Consider the following 17,926-nt stretch of genomic DNA (forward strand, 5'->3'; position numbering starts at 1 on the left):
CATCGCACATGGCGCGGGGGGCAGAGTTTCGAGGCTGAAGGAGTGTGTCCATCCATGGCTATCTCGAAAAAGGCCCCCGCGCCGCGCGTCCTGTGGAAGGGCGCGATCAGCTTCGGCCTCGTCCACATCCCGGTGGCCCTGTATTCGGCCACCACCGACCACGGCATCGACTTCGACTGGCTCGACAAGCGCACGATGGACCCGGTGGGCTACAAACGCATCAACAAGAAGACCGGCAAGGAAATCGCGCGCGAGAACATCGTCAAGGGCATCGAATACGAAGATGGCGAATACGTGGTGCTGAGCGACAAGGAAATTGCCGACGCCTACCCCAAGACCACGCAGACCATCGAGATCGAGAGCTTCGTGCCCGCCAACGGCATTCCGTTCGTCTATCTCGAGCGCCCCTACTACGTGGCGCCCATCAACCGCGGCGCCAAGGTGTATGCGCTGCTGCGCGAGACGCTGCAGCGCAGCCAGCGCATCGGCGTGGCACGCGTGGTGATCCAGACCAAGCAGCACCTGGCCGCGCTCGTGCCGGTGGGCCCGGGACTGGTGCTGAACCTGCTGCGCTGGGGCGCCGACATCCGGCCCTGGACCGAATTGCCGCTGCCTTCCGAGGATGCGAAGAAGGCGGGGCTGCGCGAGCAGGAAATCAAGATGGCCGAGCAGCTGGTCGAGGACATGAGCGCCGACTGGGACCCGGACGACTACAAGGACGAGTTCAAGGACGAGATCCTGCGCCTCGTCGACCGCAAGGTGGCCGCAGGCCAGACCGAGACCGTGACGCAGATCGAACCCGAGGAAGGCCAGGCCCTCGAGAGCCGCGGCGCGAAGATCATCGACCTGACCGAGCTGCTGCAGCGCAGCCTGCGCAAGGGTGGTGGTGGCGGCGGCAAGGCGGCCACGGCCCGCAAGGCCGGCGATGAAGACGAAAAAGATGCGCAGGAAGATGCGCAGAAAGAGGCGCCCGCAAGCGCCAAGCCCAAGGCCAAGTCCAGGGCCCATGGCAAGAGCACCGCAAAAAGCAGCAGCGGCAGCGGCAGCGCCGCACGCAAGCGCACCGCGGCCAAGACCGCCACCGCCCGGCGCCGCGCGGCATGAGCGCCCATCGAATGAGCACGACGAAGGAGGCGCCGCGCATCACCCACGCGGAGCGCGTGATCGATGCCGCCAGCGGCCTCACCAAGGGCGATCTCGCCGCCTACTACGCGAGCGTTGCGCCGCTGATCCTGCCGCATCTGAAGGGGCGCCCCGTGGCGCTGGTGCGCGCGCCCGATGGCGTGGGCGGCGAGCTGTTCTTCCAGAAGCATGCGCAGCACAGCGACATCGCGGGCATCAAGCTGCTCGATCCCGCGCTCGACCCGGGCCACGACCCGCTGCTGCAGATCGACACCGCCCAGGCGCTGGTCGGCGCGGCGCAATTCAACACCGTCGAACTGCACACCTGGAACGCCACCTCGCGCGCCCTCGGCAAGCCCGACCGCATGACTTTCGACCTCGATCCCGGCGAAGGCATCGACTGGCAGCAGATCCAGGAGGCGGCGCTGCTGGTGCACGTGCTGCTCGACGAGCTCGGCCTGCCTTCGTTCCTCAAGACCAGCGGCGGCAAGGGACTGCACGTGGTGGTGCCGCTGCGGCGCCAGTTCGGCTGGGACGAGGTGCGCGGCTTTTCGCGCGCCATCGTCGAGCACCTGGCGCGCACCGTTCCCGGGCGTTTCGTGGCCAAGAGCGGGCCGCGCAACCGCGTGGGCAGGATCTTCGTGGACTATCTGCGCAACGGCTTCGGCGCCACCACGGCCAGCGCATGGTCGGCGCGCGCGCGCCCGGGCATGGGCGTGTCGGTGCCGCTGGCCTGGGAAGAGCTGCCCGACCTGGACAGCGCCGCCCACTGGACGGTGGCGAACATCGGCCCGCGCCTGGCCACCGGCAACGCGCCCTGGGACGCGATGGAGCGCAGCCGCACCGGCCTTCGCGATGCCATGGAGATGCTCGGATTCCTGCCCGCGTGAGGCCCCGGCCCTATTGCGGCCCTACTGCGGCACTTCGTCGGTCGTCACTTCGAAGCGCTTGAGCGAGTTGGCGCCGAACACCATGGTGATCGGCACGTCGGCCGCGTCGCGCCCGCGCGCTATCACGATGCGGCCGACGCGCGGCACGTTGTGGCGCGCATCGAAGGTGTACCAGCGCTCTCCCAGGTACACCTCGAACCAGGCGCTGAAATCCATGGGATAGGGCACGGGCGGAATGCCGATGTCGCCGAGATAGCCGGTGGCATAGCGCGCGGGAATGTTCATGCAGCGGCACAGTGTGATGGCCAGATGCGCGAAATCCCGGCAGACGCCGGTGCGCTCGCGGAATCCCTCCAGCGCCGTGCGCGTGGGGCGTGCGTTCTGGTAGTCGAAGCGCAGGTGCTCGTGCACGAAATCGCAGATGGCCTGCACGCGGTGCCAGCCGGGCGCCACATTGGCGAAATTGCTCCAGGCGAACTGCAGCAGTTCGCTGTCGACCTCGCAGTAGCGGCTCGGCAGCACGAAGGGCAGCGTGGACACCGGCAGGTCCGCCGCCGCGTGTTCGACGGCGCCGTAGTCCACCGGATCGGCCCAGCCCGGGTCGAACACCACCGCATGGTTGCGCAGCCGCACGCTTTGCACGCCCGCGGGAATCCGCACGCGCGCGCAGTGGTTGTCGAAGCTGTCCACGTAGTAGTCGGTAGGCAGCGGCGGCGTGATGGTGACGTGCTCGCCGTCCTGCAGGTCCGCTGCGCGCGAGGGGTGGACATGCAGCATGTAGACCAGTGCCGTGGGGGCCGTGACGGCGAGTTCAATGTCGAAACCGATCTTGATCTGCATGTTTCTGTCTTCCCTGTGTGCTGAATGTGTGTTGTCCATGGATGCGCAAGCAGGCATCGTGCCGCCTGCGTTCGATGCTAAGGCTGCGCACGCGGCGCGGATGCGGGCCGAGACGCCAATCCGCGTAGGCGGCAGCCAAGTACTGTCGGTGCGCTCCTACTCCGCAGGCGCCCGCTCTCCCACAAGCGAGGGCGAGCAGCCACTACGGGTAACAGTCTGAGAAAAACATAACCTTTGGATTCGCTCGCAACTGCTCCCCGGGCCCGGCTTTCGTGGCTTCATGGGGGCCGCAGCGCAAGCATCGAGTCGTTCAATCTGATCTGCTGGAGCGAATCATGGATCTGTCGTCGCTGTTCGATTCACTCACCGGTGCTTGGGGGGATGAAATCCTGTTCTGGGTGGTGGCCGCCGTGGCGGGTTTCATCTGCCTGATTGCGCTGGTGAACGTGCTGGACCTTTTTATCGACAACGAAGCCGACCCTCCCATGAAAGACCCTCGATGACGCCTCAGAACAAGGCCGCCGCCGGCCGCCGCTCGAAGGCCACGGACGGCAGCAATGCCAAGCAGCAGCAACTCGATGGCTTCGCGACCGATCATGCGCCCCATCTGACGACCAACCAGGGTCTTCAGATCCCGGACAACCACAATTCGCTCAAGGCCGGCGTGCGCGGGCCCACGCTGCTCGAAGATTTCATCCTGCGCGAGAAGATCACGCACTTCGACCACGAGCGCATTCCCGAGCGCGCGGTGCATGCGCGCGGCTCGGCGGCGCACGGTTATTTCCAGGTCTACAAGTCGATGTCGCAGTTCACCTGCGCCGACTTCCTGCAGGACCCGGACGCGAAGACGCCCGTTTTCGTGCGCTTCTCCACCGTGGCCGGCTCGCGCGGCTCGGCCGACACGGTGCGCGACGTGCGCGGCTTCGCCGTCAAGTTCTACACGCGCGAGGGCAACTACGACCTCGTGGGCAACAACATCCCGGTGTTCTTCATCCAGGACGCGATGAAGTTTCCCGACCTGATCCATGCCGTGAAGCCCGAGCCGCACCACGAGATGCCGCAGGCCGCCAGCGCGCACGACACCTTCTGGGATTTCGTCTCGCTCATGCCCGAGAGCACCCACATGCTGATGTGGGCGATGAGCGACCGCGCCGTTCCGCGCAGCCTGCGCATGATGGAAGGCTTCGGCGTGCACACCTTCCGCTTCGTGAACATGCGCGGCGAGAGCCACTTCGTGAAGTTCCACTGGAAACCCAAGCTCGGCATCCACGGCCTGGCATGGGACGAGGCGCAGAAGATCGCGGGCAAGGACCCGGACTTCCATCGCCGCGATCTGTGGGAAGCCATCGAGCACGGCGACTTCCCCGAGTGGGAACTCGGCGTGCAGCTGGTGCCGCAGGACAAGGCGAGTTCGCTCGGCTTCGACCTGCTCGACCCCACCAAGCTGATCCCCGAAGAGATGGTGCCGGTGCAGCGCATCGGCCGGCTGGTCCTGAACCGCAATCCCGAGAACTTCTTCGCCGAGACCGAGCAGGTGGCATTCCATCCGGGGCATGTGGTGCCGGGCATCGACTTCAGCAACGATCCGCTGCTGCAGGGGCGCCTGTTCTCCTACACCGACACGCAGATCTCGCGCCTGGGCGGCGCGAACTTCCACGAGCTGCCCATCAACAAGAGCGTGTGCCCGTTCCACAACTTCCAGCGCGACGGCATGCACCGCCAGACCATCGCGCGCGGCCAGGTGGCCTACGAGCCCAACTCGCTGGGCGACGGCAAGGAGTTCAGGGTCGACGGCGGCAGCGTCGGCTTCCAGTCGCATCCCGACGAGCTCGAGTCGCCCAAGGTCCGCCGGCGCAGCCCGTCGTTCGACGATCACTTCACGCAGGCGCGGCTGTTCTTCAACAGCCAGAGCGCGGCCGAGAAGGAGCACATCGTTGCGGCCTTCCGCTTCGAACTCTCGAAGGTCGAGGTACCGGCCATTCGCCAGCGCATGGTCGACAACCTGGCGCATGTCGACGAGAAGCTCGCGCGCCGCGTGGCGGAGCCGCTGGGCATCGGCGCGCCGGACGCCAAGGCGGCCGCGGGCCGCGCGGGGTTCCGCGAGCACCGCATGACCCTGCCGATCGAGGAGTCGCCCGCGCTCAGCATGGCCGATACCGGCGACGGCTCGATCCGCACGCGCAAGATCGCGATCCTCGCGGCCGACGGCATCGACTCCGCCTCGCTCAAGCCGATCCGCGATGCGCTCGAGGCGGCCGGCGGCAAGTGCAAGGTGGTCGGCGCCCGCCTGGGCACCATCGCCAGCGCGTCGAAGCGGCAGATCGACGTCGACATGACCTTTGCCAACGGGCCGTCGGTCGTGTTCGACGCCGTGCTGATTCCCGGTGGCGCCCAGGGCGTTGCGGCGCTGGCAGGCACGGGCGATGCCGTGCACTTCGTGCTCGAGGCGTACAAGCATTGCAAGGCCATCTGCACCGTGGGCGATGGCGTGCAGCTGCTCTCCACGCTCGGCATCAGCGCGAACGCGCAGCAGGGGGACGCACCCGCGGGCGTCATCGTCGCGGCCACGCCGGTCACCAACCTCGGCGACACGAGCGCGGCGACGCAGATCGCGCAGGACTTCATCGCAGCGATTGCAAAGCACCGGCACTGGGACCGCGTCAACATCGACGCCATCCCTGCTTGACGTAGTCCATTCGCGCTAGGCCTTCTTGCGAATAGGCGGGCCGCAGGCCCGCTCCTAGACTTTCCCCACGAGGCCTGAACGGCGCGCACTTCCGCGGCGTCGACCCCCGCAACCGCGGGCACACGGGCCGCGCGCGGGGGTCCAATGACGTGGTTTTCGAGAAGAACGGGGTGGGAGCGCTCGGCACGTCGTGCAGGGGTCGCGGGTGCGCTGGGGCTGGCAGCCATTCTTCTGCTGGGCCATGGCCCCCTGGCATCGGCACAGCAGGCGCCGAACGCCGAGGCCGCGGCCGGCAGGATGGAGCAGGCCCGGCTGGCCGACACCGACACCTTGCTGGCCCTGACCAGCGAGGGCGCGGTGCTCTACGGGCAGGACGCGGTCAAGCTCTCCGGCTACCAGTACTGCAGCCAGGCCGTGGCGCTGGCCGAGGCCGGCGAATTCCGCCAGAGCGTGCGTGCCGCCAGCAAGGCGCTGCACCTGGCCAACGCCACGCGCGATCCCAACCTGCTGGCCATGGCCAACCGCGACCTGGCCATTGTCTACAGCTATTCGGGCCAGCTCGAGAAGGCCGAGGAATTTGCGCGCGAGGCGCTCAAGCATCCGGCACGCGACCCCAGGCTGGTGGTCGGCCCGGTGCAGAAGGTGATCGGCGACGTGCGCACGCGCCGCGGCGACTACGCGGGCGCGGTGATCAGCTATGACGAGGCGCTGGCCAACAGCTCGCCGCGCTATGCGCCGCTGGTGCAGGCTTCGCTCGTCAATGCGCTGATCGAATCGGGCGACGCCGCCAGGGCGCGCGAAGTGCTCGCGGGCATGGCGCCACCCAGGGATGCGCCGCTCACGGCCCAGCTCGACCGCACCCGCGCGCGGCTGCTGCTGGCCGAGAACAAGCCCGCCGAAGCGCGCGACCTCTACCGCGCGCTCACTGCGCGGCAGGTCGGCACCGACACCGAGTACTACCGCCTCTGGGCCTGGGACGGCGTCGCGCGCAGCGAGCTCGCGCTGGGCCAGAAGCAGGCCGCGGCCGAGGCCGTGGCGCACGCGCTGGGCGGCATCGACCAGGTGCGCGCCAGGTTCCGCAGCGAAGAATTCAAGATGGGCCTGTTCTCGGACCTGCAGTCGGTGTTCGAGCGCGGCGTGTCGATCTACAGCGATGCGGGCGATGCGCGCCAGGCCTTCGAGGTGAGCGAGCGCAGCCGCTCGCGCGCACTGCTCGATGCGGTGCGCGGCCGCGCGAAGATCAACGAGCGCGCCGCGAACACCGTGGACCTTGCCACGCTGCAGGGCACGCTCGCGCCCGACGAGCGCGTGGTGCAGTTCCATTCGCTGCCTGACCGGCTGCTGGTGTGGGTCGTGAGCCCGGCCGGCATCGAGGCCAAGACCGTGGCCGTGCGCCGCGAGGAACTCACCGAGCTGGTCGAGGTGTTCCGCAATTCCATCGTGCGCGGCCGCCGCGCGGCCATCACCAATGCCGACAAGCTCGGCGCGGCGCTGCTCGGTCCGCTGGGCCTGGCGCCGGGGCAGCGGCTGATCGTGGTGCCGCACGGGCCGCTGCACTACCTGCCGTTCCAGGCGCTGCGGCTCGACGGGCGCTACGTGATCGAGACCCATCCGGTGGCGGTGGCGCCTTCCATCAGCATTGCCGTGCAGCTCGCGCAGCGCACGCCGCGCGTGAGCGCATCGCTCACCGCCTTCGGCAATCCGCGCATCGAGGACAAGTACGACCTGCCCGGCGCCGAGGTCGAGGTGAAGCAGCTGGCGCAGCTGTTTCCCCGCAACACCGTGTACATGGGTGCCGCGGCCACCAAGACGCAGTTCCGCGACGTGGCCGCGCGCTCGCCGCTGATGCACGTGGCGGCGCACGCCGAAGCCGACGCAGTCGATCCGCTGTACTCGCGCATCCTGCTGGCCAACGAGGGCGGCAAGCAGAATTTCCTGGAGGCGCACGAGATCCTCGGCCTGCCGATGGATGGCACCGCGCTGGTCACGCTCTCGGCCTGCGAGTCGGGGCTCGGGCGCATCGCGCAGGGAGACGAGGTGCTGGGCTTCACGCGCTCCTTTCTCTCGGCCGGCAGCTCGAGCCTGATCGCATCGCTGTGGCCGGTGTCGGACGACGCGACGGCGGTGCTCATGGGCACGCTCTATGGCGAGCTCTCGAAGGGCCGCGACATCCAGAAGGCCATGCAGGCCGGGCAGCTGGCGGTGCTGAGAGATCCCAAGATGTCCCACCCCTTCTTCTGGGCGCCGTTCAACCTGATCGGCAACTGGCGTCTGACCGTTGGGAGCTGATGACATGAAAAGAAGAACTGCCATGTCTGTTCGTCGCGTTGTGTTTGAAGTGCGCTGTTCGGGGCGCTTTTTGCCGTTGTTCAGGGCGGGTGCACAGGCCACCGGGTACTCCCCTCCGCGAATGTCCCCCGGCCTTCGGCCTCCTCCTTTATTTCGCTGCGGGGAGCACCCGATGCCCTGTGCACGAGAAGCGCGGCTCTTGTGCTGGCTGATCAACGACCGCTCTGTCCAACGCTCCCGTCGATGGGGTGCCTTGCGCAGCGAAATCAAGGGGGAGGCCGCAGGCCGGAGGACATTCGCGGAGCAAGGTACCCCGTCGGCGGGAGCGCACCCTGAACAGCAGCGCCCCGAACAGCAACACCCCGAACAGCAGCGCCCACAACAACAGCAAAGCGCAACGGAGCACTGAGATGCGCGCCACCCAACGCTCCACACCGATCGCCCTTGCCGTCACCGCCCTGGTGAGCGCAACGCTGCTTGTTGCCGCCCAGCGTACGCATGCAGCAGAACCCGACGCCAATGCGCTGCTGCCCACCAAGGACCCCTGCGGCAGCTGCGACCGCCCGCTCGCGCAGGCCACCGGCACCGTGGCGCCGCAGAGCCTGCCCGCGCCGCCGCAGCCGCCCGCCGCCAAGTTCAAGCTCAACGACCTGCGGCTCAATGGCGTCAAGGCGCTGAGCAACGACGAACTGCAGAGCATCACCGCGCCCTACATCGGCCGCGACGTCACGCTCGGCGATCTCGAAAGCCTGGCGCAGGCCATCACCGCGCGCTACAAGGAGCACGGCTACTTCCTCGCGCAGGCCGTGGTGCCGGTGCAGACCGTGCGCGACGGCATCGTCGAGATCAGCGTCATCGAAGGCCGGATCGGCAAGGTCGAGGTGCTGGTGGCGCCCGATGCTCCCATCGGCGAGGCGCGCGTGCGCGGCTTTCTTGCACCATTGCAGCCCGGCGAGGCCGTGAACGCGCCGGCCTACGAGCGTTCGATGCTGCTGCTGTCGGACCAGCCCGGCATCAAGGTTTCGTCCGCGCTGCAGGAAGGCACGCAGCCGGGCACCACCGACCTCTCGGTGGAAGTGGCGGCGGCGCCGCGCTGGGCCTTCGCGGCCGAGGCCGACAACCACGGCACCAAGGAATCCGGCCGCTACCGCCTTGGCGGCACGATGCGCTGGGCGAGCCCCCTGGGCATCGGCGACAACCTGGACGTGCGCGCCATGGTCTCCAACGGCAATGCGCTGCAGTTCGGCCGCATCGCCTACGAGGCGCCCATCGGCAGCAGCGGCCTGCGCGCCGGCGTGGGGCTGGCGCGCGTCAACTACGAACTGGGCGGCGAGTTCTCGGAACTGGGCGCGCAGGGCAAGGCCGACGTGTTCGACGTCTCGCTGAGCTATCCGCTGATCCGCCAGCGCCAGCACAATCTCTTCCTGCGCCTGTCGGCCGACAGCAAGAAGCTCACCGACGAGTACACGGCGGTCGACTTCTCGGCGCGCAAGCGGGTGCGCGGCTTCGGCCTGGGCTGGACCTGGGAGCGCCGCGACGACTGGCTGGGCGGCGGCTACTGGGCCAGCACCGGCAATCTCTATCACGGCAGGCTCTCGATCCGCGATGCCGACAGCCTGCTGACCGACCAGGGCCTGGGCGGCCACCGCACCGAAGGCGGCTTCACCAAGGCCACCTTCCAGTTCTCGCGCCTGCAGGCGGTGCTGCCGCAGCACTCGCTGTACCTGGCGCTGGGCGGCCAGTGGGCCAGCAAGAACCTCGACGCTTCGGAAAAGCTCTCGCTGGGCGGCGCGCGTGCCGTGCGCGCCTACCCATCGGGCGAACTGCTGGTGGACCAGGGCCTGATCGGCACCGTGGAATGGCGCTGGTCGCTCGACGCCGAGTTCACGCCCTTCGTGTTCTACGACGCGGCGCGCGGGCGCCAGACGAAGAGCCCGACGATCTTCGACGCCAGCCCCGGTTCGCGCAGCCTGCGCGGCGCGGGCATCGGGCTGAGCTGGACGCGGCCCGGCAACTTCACCATCAACGCCACGCTGGCCTGGCGTGCCGGCACCGACCCGGCGCGCACCGACGGCGGCGGGCACAACCCGCGGCTGTACGTGCAGGCGCTAAAGACCTTCTGAGGGCAGCATGAGAAACCATGATCTTTCCGCGAAAGCCCTGCCGCGGCACTGGCGCGTGCGGCCGCTCGTGCTGTCGCTGGCCTGCATGGGCATGGTGCCGGCCTGGGCGCAGCTCAATCTGCCGACGGGCTTTCCCCAGAGCGGCACCGTGGTGTTCGGCAACGTGGGCGTCGCTCCCAACGGCACGGCGGCCATGCAGAGGCTCAACCAGAGCACGATGAACGCCATCGTCAACTGGAATGCGTTTTCGCTGGCCGGCGGCAAGACGCTTGACATCAACCAGCAGATGGGCGCGGCGAGCGTGATGCTCAACCGCGTGGTGGGCAGCGGCGGCGTGATCGAGCAGTCGGTCATCAACGGCACGCTGTCGGCCAACGGGCATGTGTTCGTGGTCAACCCCTCGGGCGTTCTCTTCGGCAGCGGCGCCCAGGTGAACGTCGGCGGGCTGGTGGCCTCCACGCTGGACATCAGCGACAGCCAGATCGCCAAGGACGGCACTGTGGTGGGCAAGGGCGGCCAGCTGGTGTTCGGTGGCGGCATCAACGATGCCAACAGCATTGCCCGCGTGACGGTCCAGCCAGGCGCGATCATCAACGTGGGCGAAGGCGGCACGGTGGGACTGATCGGCGCGCTGGTGCGCAACGAAGGCCAGATCAACGTGGCGCGCGGCTCGGCGGGCCTGGTGTCGGGCGCCCGGGTGACGCTGGACTTCGAAGGCGACGGGCTCACGAAGTTCACGGTGCCGCTCGAAGGCGGGCTCATGAACACGTCGGTGGCCAGTGTGCAGGCGACGGATCCCACCACCAAGGCGCTGGTGATGAACACCGGCTCCATCACGGCCGACGGCGGGCGCGTGGTGCTGGTGGGCGCCTCCGGGCTGGTGCAGCAGGTGGTCAACCAGAGCGGCACGGTGCGCGCGCGTTCGCTGGTCGAGCGCGGCGGCGAGATCGTGCTGGAGGCCATCGGCGCAACGGTCGACAGTGGGGCGGGCCTCGAGGTGAGCGGCACGCTGGATGCGCGCGGCAGTGCGGCTGGCGTGGCCGGCGGCAGCATTCGCACCACGGCCGGCAGCCTGAATGTGCTGGCGGGCACGCAGATCGATGCCGGCGGCAATGCAGGCGGCGCCAACGGCAGCTGGACGGCCGAGGCGGGCCGCAATCTCTCGATCGTGGCCGACGGCAACTCCGGCAACATCGCGGCCAGCGTCATCGGCAAGGCGCTGAGCCAGGGCACCGACGTGACGCTGACCACGCGTTCGTCCAGCAAGGTGGCGCAGATCAACGACGCCGTCGTGTTCCAGCCCGGCGCCCAGGTGATCAAGGACGGCGGCGGCACGGCCACGCTGCGCGTGAATTCGGTGGGCAACATCGACATGCGCTGGGCGGTCGAGGATGGGGGCGCAACGATCGCCTCCACCAGCGGCGCGCTGAATGTCGAGTTCAATGCCGATGCACAGGGCCTGGCCGCCGCCGAGGTCGGCCAGGCCAACGGCATTGCGGCGGCCATCCGGTTGGACAGCGCGCGCATCGATGCCAACGGCGGGAACATCCGCTTCTTCGGGCAGGGCGACAGCGACAACGGTCGAGCGATCGGCGGGCAGGTCAAGGGCCCGGACGCCGATGGCGCCGGCGATATTCGCAGCGGCGTCTGGCTGGGCGGCAGCACCTTGAGCACGCTCGGCGCGGGGAGCATTTCGCTGCGCGGCGAGGGCGGCACCGCCGAGGTGGGCAGCGGCTTCCTGAGCGCCACCGACGGTGTGCGCATCGACGGCGACAGCACGCTGAGCACGCAGGCCGGCGGCATCACGCTGGCCGGCCGCGGCGCCGCGGGAGGCTCGGGCGTGCGGCTGAACGGCGACGACTATTCGGTCGCACTGTCTTCGGCGAGCGGCGACATCGCCGTGACCGGGACGGTGCGCGACTGGACCAGCGGCGGCCCGGTCGGCGAGCCCCCGGACGGCGCCGGCGTACGGATCACCGGCGCGAAGCTGACCACCGGCGGCAATGTGCGCATCACGGGCCAGGGCGGCGACCTGTCGGGCATGGCCACCGGCCTGCGCACCCAAGCCGCCGCGTTCGGCTCCAGCTTCACGGTGGGCGCCTCGAATGGCGTGCTGATCGACGGCACGCGGGTCGAGGCCGGCGCAGGCCGCAGCATCGCGATCACCGGCACGGCCGGCAGCGCGGGCTTCGGCTATGACGGCAACGGCGCGGCGCTGGCCTTCGCGCCCCTGGACGCGACGGTCACGCCCTTTGGTGTGCGGCTTTCGTCGTCCCAGCAGACCGACGGGCTGCATGCCGCGGGCGGCAGCATCCGGATCGCGGCCGGCACGGGCGATGTGGGCCTGACAGCCGGCGCCTTCGAGGGCACGCTGCTCGACGCTGCCAGCACCACCGGCATGGGCGGCAGCATCGGCGTGACGGGGCGCAACATCCTCGCGCAATCCACGGCCGACGCCAGCGGCCTGGCGGACGCCAGCGGCGCGGGCGGCGGCGGCAGCATCGAGATCCGCGGCACGACCGCGCCCGGCGCCGGCAACGAGAATTCGGGCGTGGTCTCGATCGGCCCGAACCTTACGCTGCTGGCCAACGCGCTGGGCAGCGGCAACGGCGGCCGCATCACCGTCGTGGGCGAGCGTTCGGTGCGCGCCTTCGGCGACCTGCAGGCCCGGGGCGGCAGCGCCGGCGGCAACGGCGGCACGATCGAGACATCGGGCGGCTCGTTCGATGTGAGAGGCATCCGCGTCGACGCCTCGGCCCCGGCCGGCCTGGCGGGGCGCTGGATCGTCGACCCCTATGACGTGACCATCGGGCACGGGACGGCCAGCGGCTCGCTGCCCACCAATCCCCTTCGACCCGGTGGCCACCTCGACCATCCAGGACGGCGACATCAACAATGCCCTCAACGGTGGCACCAGCGTGGCCATCACGACCGGCACCGGCGGCACCGACGCGGGCAACATCAACTTCGACAGCGGCATGGCGATCGAGCGCAACACCGGCGCAGCGCCGGTGTTCTTCCAGCTGGACGCGGCCAGCAACATCGGCCGCACCTTCTCCTCCTCGTGGCTGGCACCCACCATCCGCTCGACCAGCGGGCCGATGGACGTGATCTTCAACGCGGGCACGGCCGGCGGTACCTTCGGGAGCATCCTCTTCCAGGGCAGCTCGGCCGCCGATGTGGCCGCTATCTCCACGCAGGGTGGCAGCGTCACGATGCATGCCAACAGCGCGGTGAACCTGGGCAACGCCCGTATCGACACCGGCGGCGGCGCCGTGTCCATCACCACCGGTCAGCCCGGTGCGCCCACGGGCCTGGTCAGCCTGGACGAAGCAGTGATCGACACGCGGGTGGGCCAATCCGATGCCGGCGCCGGAGGCAATGTCGGCATCGTCAGCGGCAGCGTGCGCATCACCGGCTCGCAGATTGCCGCTTCCACGGGCAACATCGGCATCACGGGCGTGGGCAATCCGTCGTTTTCCGCCGGAACCGGCGTCGTGATCGACCGCAGCAGAAACAACGTCGCCAGCAGCATCTCCACCACCAGCGGCGACGTACTGGTGCAAGGAGTGGCGCGAGCCAATCCGTCCTCGGCCTTCGCGGCGACACACGGCGTGCTGGTGCGCGGCGGCAGCAGCATCACCGCTGGCAGCGGCAACATCGCCTTGCGCGGCAGCTTCGACGGCAACGTGTTCGACGGCACCGACAGCGGCGTGCGGCTGGAAGACGGCGCCCGCCTGGCCACCACGGGCGGCGGCAGCATCGAGCTCACCGGCGCTTCCAGCCGGGCCAGTCCCGGCGTGTCGATCCAGGCCGGCACGACGCCGGCCGGCGGTCCCGGTGCGGCGCCGCAGGTGCAAAGCAGCGGCAACCTGGTGCTGCGTGCGGCCAGTGACGGCACCGTGCCCGCCCTGGTGATCGACGCGCCGGTGAGCGCCGCCGGCGTCATCAACCTGCGGCCGGGCGGCATGGACACGGCGCTCAACGCCTTCGACGCCACGGCCACCGGCATCACCGTCGGCGGCGCGGCGGGGCCCGGCTTCACGCTGTCGGATGCGCTGATGTCGCGCTTGAATGCGCCGAGCGTGGTGGTGGGCAGCAACACGCACGCAGGCACCATCACCGTGGCCGGCGCGCTGACGAGCGGCGGCGCCCTCACGCTGCAGAACGAAGGCCAGGGCGCCGGCACCGGCGGCATCGTACTGAACGGCGCCGTCACGGCGGACCGCCTGGGCCTGCTGTCGTCCGGCGACATCACGCAGACGGCGAAGGCGCCGATCACCGCCCAGCACCTGCTGGCGCGCTCCAGCCGCGGCAGCGTGCTGCTGGACCGGGCGGCCAACAACGTGAGCGAGAACACGCTGGGCGGCGGCGCTGCCGGCGCCTTCCGCTACCAGGACGTGGACGGCGTGCGCATCGGCGCGCTGTCGGTCACCGGCTTCGATGCCGGCACCAACCGGCCGCAGGTGGTGTCGGCCACCTCGATGGCGGCCGACACGGTGTTCGTGCGCACGCTCTCGGGCGACCTCACGCTGGACACCGCCGTCACCAGCACCTCGGGCACCGACCTGGTGGCCGCGGCGCGCTTCCAGAATGCGGGCGGCGGCAGCATCGGCGGCGCGCCCTGGCGCATCTGGGCCGACACCTGGGTGGGCGAGTCGCGCGGCGGCATCGCCGGCTCGGGCGCCACGCCCAACCTGTTCCACTGCGCCTACCTGGGCCTGTGCACCGTGAGCATCACGCCGGGCGACAACCACTTCATCTACGCCCAGCAGCCGCGGGTCACGGTGGTCATCGGCGACGCCAGCCGGCCCTTCGGCATGGCCAACCCGCCCTTCGGCTTCACCATCGGCGGGCTGATCCTGGGCGACGGCACGGCCGGCTTCCTGGGCACGCCCACGAGCCTGGCCGGCATCTTCAGCCCCGCGGGGCGCTATGCGATCAACGGCAGCTTCACCTCGGCGGCCGGCTACGCGGTGGACGTGGTGCCCGGGACGCTGACCGTGACGGCGAACCTGCGCCGCCCGGACTTCCCGAGCGCGGACCTGGTGCGCGAGCTGCCCAACACCAACACCTACACCTTCGACCGCAACCTCGGTGCGCCGCCGATCTGCTTTGCCACCGGACCGCTGGAGGGTGAACGTTCGCAGCAGGGCGACGACCTGCTGGCGCGCGAATGGTCGCGCGTGCGTTCGCGGCCCAACCTCACCAGCTGCGTGGCCACCGATCGCAAGAACGGCTGCGCGGATTTCTGAGAGCGGACCTGGTCGTGGAACTGCCGCCGCCCCTGTTCCTGTTCATCCAGACCAACAAGCGCTGCAACCTGCGTTGCGAGCACTGCGACTTCTGGAAGCTCGACGACGCCGACCGTGCGCGCTACCTCGGCCCCGCGCGACGGCGCGAGCTGCTGGCGGAGTTCGCCGGGATGAATCCCCAGGGCAGCGTGGTGATCTGCGGCGGCGAGAGCATGCTCGACCTGGAAGACTACTTCCACATCTCGCGCAGCTGCCGCGAGCTGGGCCTGGGCTGCCTGTCGGTCATCAACGGCACGCGCGTGCGCGACGAGGCCATGGCCGATCGCATGATCCGGGAGGGCCCGCGCGGCATCTCGGTGTCGCTCAACAGCCATCGGGCGGCCCTGCACGACCGCACGCGCGGCGTGCCGGGGGCCTTCGGCAAGGCGGCCGGTGCGCTGCGCCTGCTGCTGGCGGCGCGGGCGCGCGCGCCGGGCAGCGACACGAAGATCAACGTGATGGGCCTCATCTTCGACGAGAACTACCTCGAGCTGGAGGACTTCCATGCCTTCGTGCTGGACGAGCTGGGCGCCGACAAGCTCAAGCTGAACTTTTCTGCAGCCCAGCTTCGGCCAGATGGAGCTGGTCGACCCCTTCTTCGCGGCCCATCGCGACGTCGATCCGGACCGGCTGGTCGAGGTGATCCGCCGCTGCGACCAGCGCTTCGGTCTCGGGTTGAACCCGGTCTGGCTGCGCCAGGTCCACATGTACTTCTCGACGTTGCGCGCCTGCCCGGACGCGGCGCGCGGCTGGGGCTCGCACACACGCACGCCGGAACACATCTGCAGCACCTACGAGCGCAACATCATGGTGGACCACTACGGCGTGGCGCGCCTGTGCTTCTCGGGCAGCTTTCCGGGCATGCAACTGGACCGGCCCGGCGACCTGCGCCTGTTCTGGCGCGAGGCGGAGTTCATCCGCGCGGCAATGCGCGGGTGCAACCAGTTCTGCGGCATCAGCCACAGCGTGCGCAGGGAGACCAGCACCTGCGCGTCGCGCCGCGAGGTCCCGCTCTTTCCCGCGCCGCGGCCCGCGGCCCGCACCATTCCCGTACTGGCGGACCGCGGGAGCTGAGTTGCACGGCGCGCCGCTCAGGGTGGCTGTGGTCACCCCCTATCACCGCGAGCCGCCTGCCGTGCTGCGCCGCTGCATGCAGAGCGTGCGCGCGCAGGACCATCCGCACGTGGTGCACTACATGGTGGCGGACGGCCTTGCGCAGCCCGAGCTGCTGGCCGAGTGGCCGCAGGTGCGGCACATCCCGCTGCCGCACGGCAACGCCAACTTCGGCTGCACGCCGCGCGGCATCGGCGCGCTGTGCGCGCTGGCCGACGGCGCCGACGTGGTGTGCTTCCTGGACGCGGACAATCTGTTCCTGCCCGACCACGTCGCCTCGGTGGTGCAGGCCTATGCCGAGGCGCAGGCGCGGGGCCGTCCGGTCGATGCGGTGTTCTCGTCGCGGTACATGTTCCTGCCGGGCCACGAGCACCTGCGGATCGTTCCGCCGGGCGAGGTGCCGGAGGCGGAATTCGTGGACACCAACTGCATCAGCCTGGCCCGCTCGGCCGGCTTCCTCTGGGGCGCCTGGTCGCAACTGCCGCGTTCGCTCACGCCCGTGTGCGACCGGGCGATGTGCTGGCTCATGCAGCACCACGGGCTGCGGGTGCGCTGGACGCAGCAGTACACCGTGCTGTACGAATCGCACTGGCGGGCCACCTATCTCCAGGCCGGCCTGCCGCTGCCGCCCGAAGGGTTGCACGACGAGTTGCTGGGAGCGGCCGGCGCGGGCCTCACGCCCGAGGAGCTGTGGAGCCTGCTCAGGGTGCGCTGGACCTTCGATCCGCCGGCCCGGCAGGCGTGACGGCTTCGCGCGCAAGGCCGGCACTGCCGGTGGCGCCCAGCGCGCGCGGCAGGTCGCCGTGCCAGGTTTTCAGGCCCTGGTGCGACAGCCGCGACTGCAGGTCGACGAACACCTGGCCGCCCAGTTGCTGCCAGCGCCGGCAGAAGGCGAAGTCCTCGCTCAGGTAGCGGCCGGTGGCGGGCTCGAACTGGGTGTCGAAGAAGCGCCAGTGCGGCAGGTGCGCATGGGCGTGTTCGCCGGCGTCGGGGGTGTAGCGCAGCTCCGGCATCGCCGCGGCCATGCGTTCGAACACGCCGCGGGCAATGAGCATGAAGCCGGTGGGCGCGTCCAGCACCTCGACAAAACCGTCCGCGTCGGCCTGCGTGGGCGTGTGGCGCAGGTTCAGCGGATAGCGCGCATGCAGCGCGTCGAAATCGGCCTGCGTGGCGCCCGCCGGCAGCGGCCGCGCCAGGCCCTGGGCCGGCCAGCCGTCGTTCTTGTGCGGGTAGACGCCGGCCACCACGTCGCGGCCGGACAGCAGCAGGCGCAGCGCCGCATCGGGTGTGAAGCCGACGTCGGCATCGATCCAGAACAGGTGCGTCCATTGCGCATCGGCCATGAACTCGGCCACCAGCCGGTTGCGCGCGCGCGTGAGCAGGCTGTCGCCGTCGAGGAAGCGCGTCTGCATGGCGAAACCATGCGTCCAGGCCGCGTTGACCAGACCCAGCAGGCTGCGCACGTAGAGGCTGGTCATGGCGCCGCTGTAGCTGGGCGTGGCGACGAAGGGGCGGAGGCCCTTGAGGGCGGCGGTGTCGAGCATGGCGTGGTCGGAAGGGTGGTTGAAG

At 69.6% G+C, this 17,926-nt stretch carries 12 protein-coding genes and 1 pseudogene; 11 read left to right on the top strand and 2 right to left on the bottom strand.

Annotation, left to right across the window (positions count from 1 at the left end):
• Positions 1 to 54 precede the first annotated feature (54 nt).
• On the top strand, positions 55 to 1,104 hold the full coding sequence (ku, locus tag QFZ47_RS15200; protein ID WP_307656420.1) for a non-homologous end joining protein Ku: 1,050 nt from the start codon (positions 55 to 57) through the stop codon (positions 1,102 to 1,104).
• Between the two features lie 11 nt (positions 1,105 to 1,115).
• Positions 1,116 to 2,012, top strand: coding sequence for a non-homologous end-joining DNA ligase (gene ligD, locus QFZ47_RS15205; RefSeq protein WP_370880580.1), 897 nt, complete (start codon positions 1,116 to 1,118; stop codon positions 2,010 to 2,012).
• A 21-nt stretch (positions 2,013 to 2,033) separates the two neighbouring features.
• On the opposite strand, the gene QFZ47_RS15210 is transcribed toward ligD, so the two are convergent.
• Positions 2,034 to 2,852, bottom strand: a complete 819-nt coding sequence (locus tag QFZ47_RS15210; RefSeq protein ID WP_307656421.1) for a transglutaminase-like domain-containing protein — start codon at positions 2,850 to 2,852, stop codon at positions 2,034 to 2,036.
• A 335-nt stretch (positions 2,853 to 3,187) separates the two neighbouring features.
• On the opposite strand from QFZ47_RS15210, the gene QFZ47_RS15215 reads away from it, so the two are divergent.
• The 9 genes and pseudogenes from QFZ47_RS15215 to QFZ47_RS15255 all read left to right on the top strand — a co-directional run bounded on the left by QFZ47_RS15215 (position 3,188) and on the right by QFZ47_RS15255 (position 17,102).
• A complete protein-coding gene (locus tag QFZ47_RS15215; RefSeq protein WP_021005272.1) occupies positions 3,188 to 3,355 on the top strand; it encodes a hypothetical protein in 168 nt (55 codons plus the stop codon).
• Positions 3,352 to 5,538, top strand: coding sequence for a catalase HPII (gene katE / locus QFZ47_RS15220; protein WP_307656422.1), 2,187 nt, complete (start codon positions 3,352 to 3,354; stop codon positions 5,536 to 5,538). The genes QFZ47_RS15215 and katE overlap by 4 nt, the downstream gene beginning before the upstream one ends.
• A gap of 144 nt (positions 5,539 to 5,682) precedes the next feature.
• Positions 5,683 to 7,827: a CHAT domain-containing protein gene (locus QFZ47_RS15225; RefSeq protein ID WP_307656423.1), complete on the top strand. Its 2,145-nt coding sequence runs from the start codon at positions 5,683 to 5,685 to the stop codon at positions 7,825 to 7,827.
• Between the two features lie 410 nt (positions 7,828 to 8,237).
• On the top strand, positions 8,238 to 9,950 hold the full coding sequence (locus QFZ47_RS15230; protein ID WP_307656424.1) for a ShlB/FhaC/HecB family hemolysin secretion/activation protein: 1,713 nt from the start codon (positions 8,238 to 8,240) through the stop codon (positions 9,948 to 9,950).
• Positions 9,951 to 9,957: 7 nt separating this feature from the next.
• Positions 9,958 to 13,845 carry a two-partner secretion domain-containing protein gene (locus QFZ47_RS15235; protein ID WP_307656425.1) on the top strand — a complete coding sequence of 1,296 codons (3,888 nt, stop codon included), beginning with the start codon at positions 9,958 to 9,960 and terminating at the stop codon, positions 13,843 to 13,845.
• A gap of 589 nt (positions 13,846 to 14,434) precedes the next feature.
• Positions 14,435 to 15,205, top strand: a complete 771-nt coding sequence (locus QFZ47_RS28935; RefSeq protein WP_442480563.1) for an MBG domain-containing protein — start codon at positions 14,435 to 14,437, stop codon at positions 15,203 to 15,205.
• A pseudogene (locus QFZ47_RS15245) lies at positions 15,127 to 15,687 on the top strand (radical SAM protein); the annotation flags it as partial. The gene QFZ47_RS28935 and the pseudogene QFZ47_RS15245, both read left to right, overlap by 79 nt.
• A gap of 133 nt (positions 15,688 to 15,820) precedes the next feature.
• Positions 15,821 to 16,318, top strand: coding sequence for a hypothetical protein (locus tag QFZ47_RS15250; RefSeq protein ID WP_307656426.1), 498 nt, complete (start codon positions 15,821 to 15,823; stop codon positions 16,316 to 16,318).
• A gap of 22 nt (positions 16,319 to 16,340) precedes the next feature.
• The gene (locus QFZ47_RS15255; RefSeq protein WP_307656427.1) at positions 16,341 to 17,102 is read left to right on the top strand and encodes a glycosyltransferase family 2 protein; all 762 of its coding nucleotides are present in this window, start codon (positions 16,341 to 16,343) and stop codon (positions 17,100 to 17,102) included.
• Here the strand turns inward: QFZ47_RS15255 and QFZ47_RS15260 are convergent.
• The gene (locus QFZ47_RS15260; protein ID WP_370880637.1) at positions 17,059 to 17,901 is read right to left on the bottom strand and encodes a hypothetical protein; all 843 of its coding nucleotides are present in this window, start codon (positions 17,899 to 17,901) and stop codon (positions 17,059 to 17,061) included. The two genes, QFZ47_RS15255 and QFZ47_RS15260, sit on opposite strands and share 44 nt — an antisense overlap.
• Positions 17,902 to 17,926: the final 25 nt, after the last annotated feature.

The sequence above is a fragment of the Variovorax paradoxus genome (assembly GCF_030815975.1).
Taxonomy (GTDB): Bacteria; Pseudomonadota; Gammaproteobacteria; order Burkholderiales; family Burkholderiaceae_C; genus Variovorax; species Variovorax paradoxus_N.

What these genes read in the sequence shown, in the direction of transcription:
- ku (WP_307656420.1), top strand. Translation starts at nt 55, where the DNA reads ATGGCTATCTCGAAAAAGGCCCCCGCGCCGCGCGTCCTGTGGAAGGGC.
- ligD (WP_370880580.1), top strand. Translation starts at nt 1,116, where the DNA reads ATGAGCACGACGAAGGAGGCGCCGCGCATCACCCACGCGGAGCGCGTG.
- QFZ47_RS15210 (WP_307656421.1), bottom strand. Translation starts at nt 2,852, where the DNA reads ATGCAGATCAAGATCGGTTTCGACATTGAACTCGCCGTCACGGCCCCC.
- QFZ47_RS15215 (WP_021005272.1), top strand. Translation starts at nt 3,188, where the DNA reads ATGGATCTGTCGTCGCTGTTCGATTCACTCACCGGTGCTTGGGGGGAT.
- katE (WP_307656422.1), top strand. Translation starts at nt 3,352, where the DNA reads ATGACGCCTCAGAACAAGGCCGCCGCCGGCCGCCGCTCGAAGGCCACG.
- QFZ47_RS15225 (WP_307656423.1), top strand. Translation starts at nt 5,683, where the DNA reads ATGACGTGGTTTTCGAGAAGAACGGGGTGGGAGCGCTCGGCACGTCGT.
- QFZ47_RS15230 (WP_307656424.1), top strand. Translation starts at nt 8,238, where the DNA reads ATGCGCGCCACCCAACGCTCCACACCGATCGCCCTTGCCGTCACCGCC.
- QFZ47_RS15235 (WP_307656425.1), top strand. Translation starts at nt 9,958, where the DNA reads ATGAGAAACCATGATCTTTCCGCGAAAGCCCTGCCGCGGCACTGGCGC.
- QFZ47_RS28935 (WP_442480563.1), top strand. Translation starts at nt 14,435, where the DNA reads ATGGCGGCCGACACGGTGTTCGTGCGCACGCTCTCGGGCGACCTCACG.
- QFZ47_RS15250 (WP_307656426.1), top strand. Translation starts at nt 15,821, where the DNA reads ATGGAGCTGGTCGACCCCTTCTTCGCGGCCCATCGCGACGTCGATCCG.
- QFZ47_RS15260 (WP_370880637.1), bottom strand. Translation starts at nt 17,901, where the DNA reads ATGCTCGACACCGCCGCCCTCAAGGGCCTCCGCCCCTTCGTCGCCACG.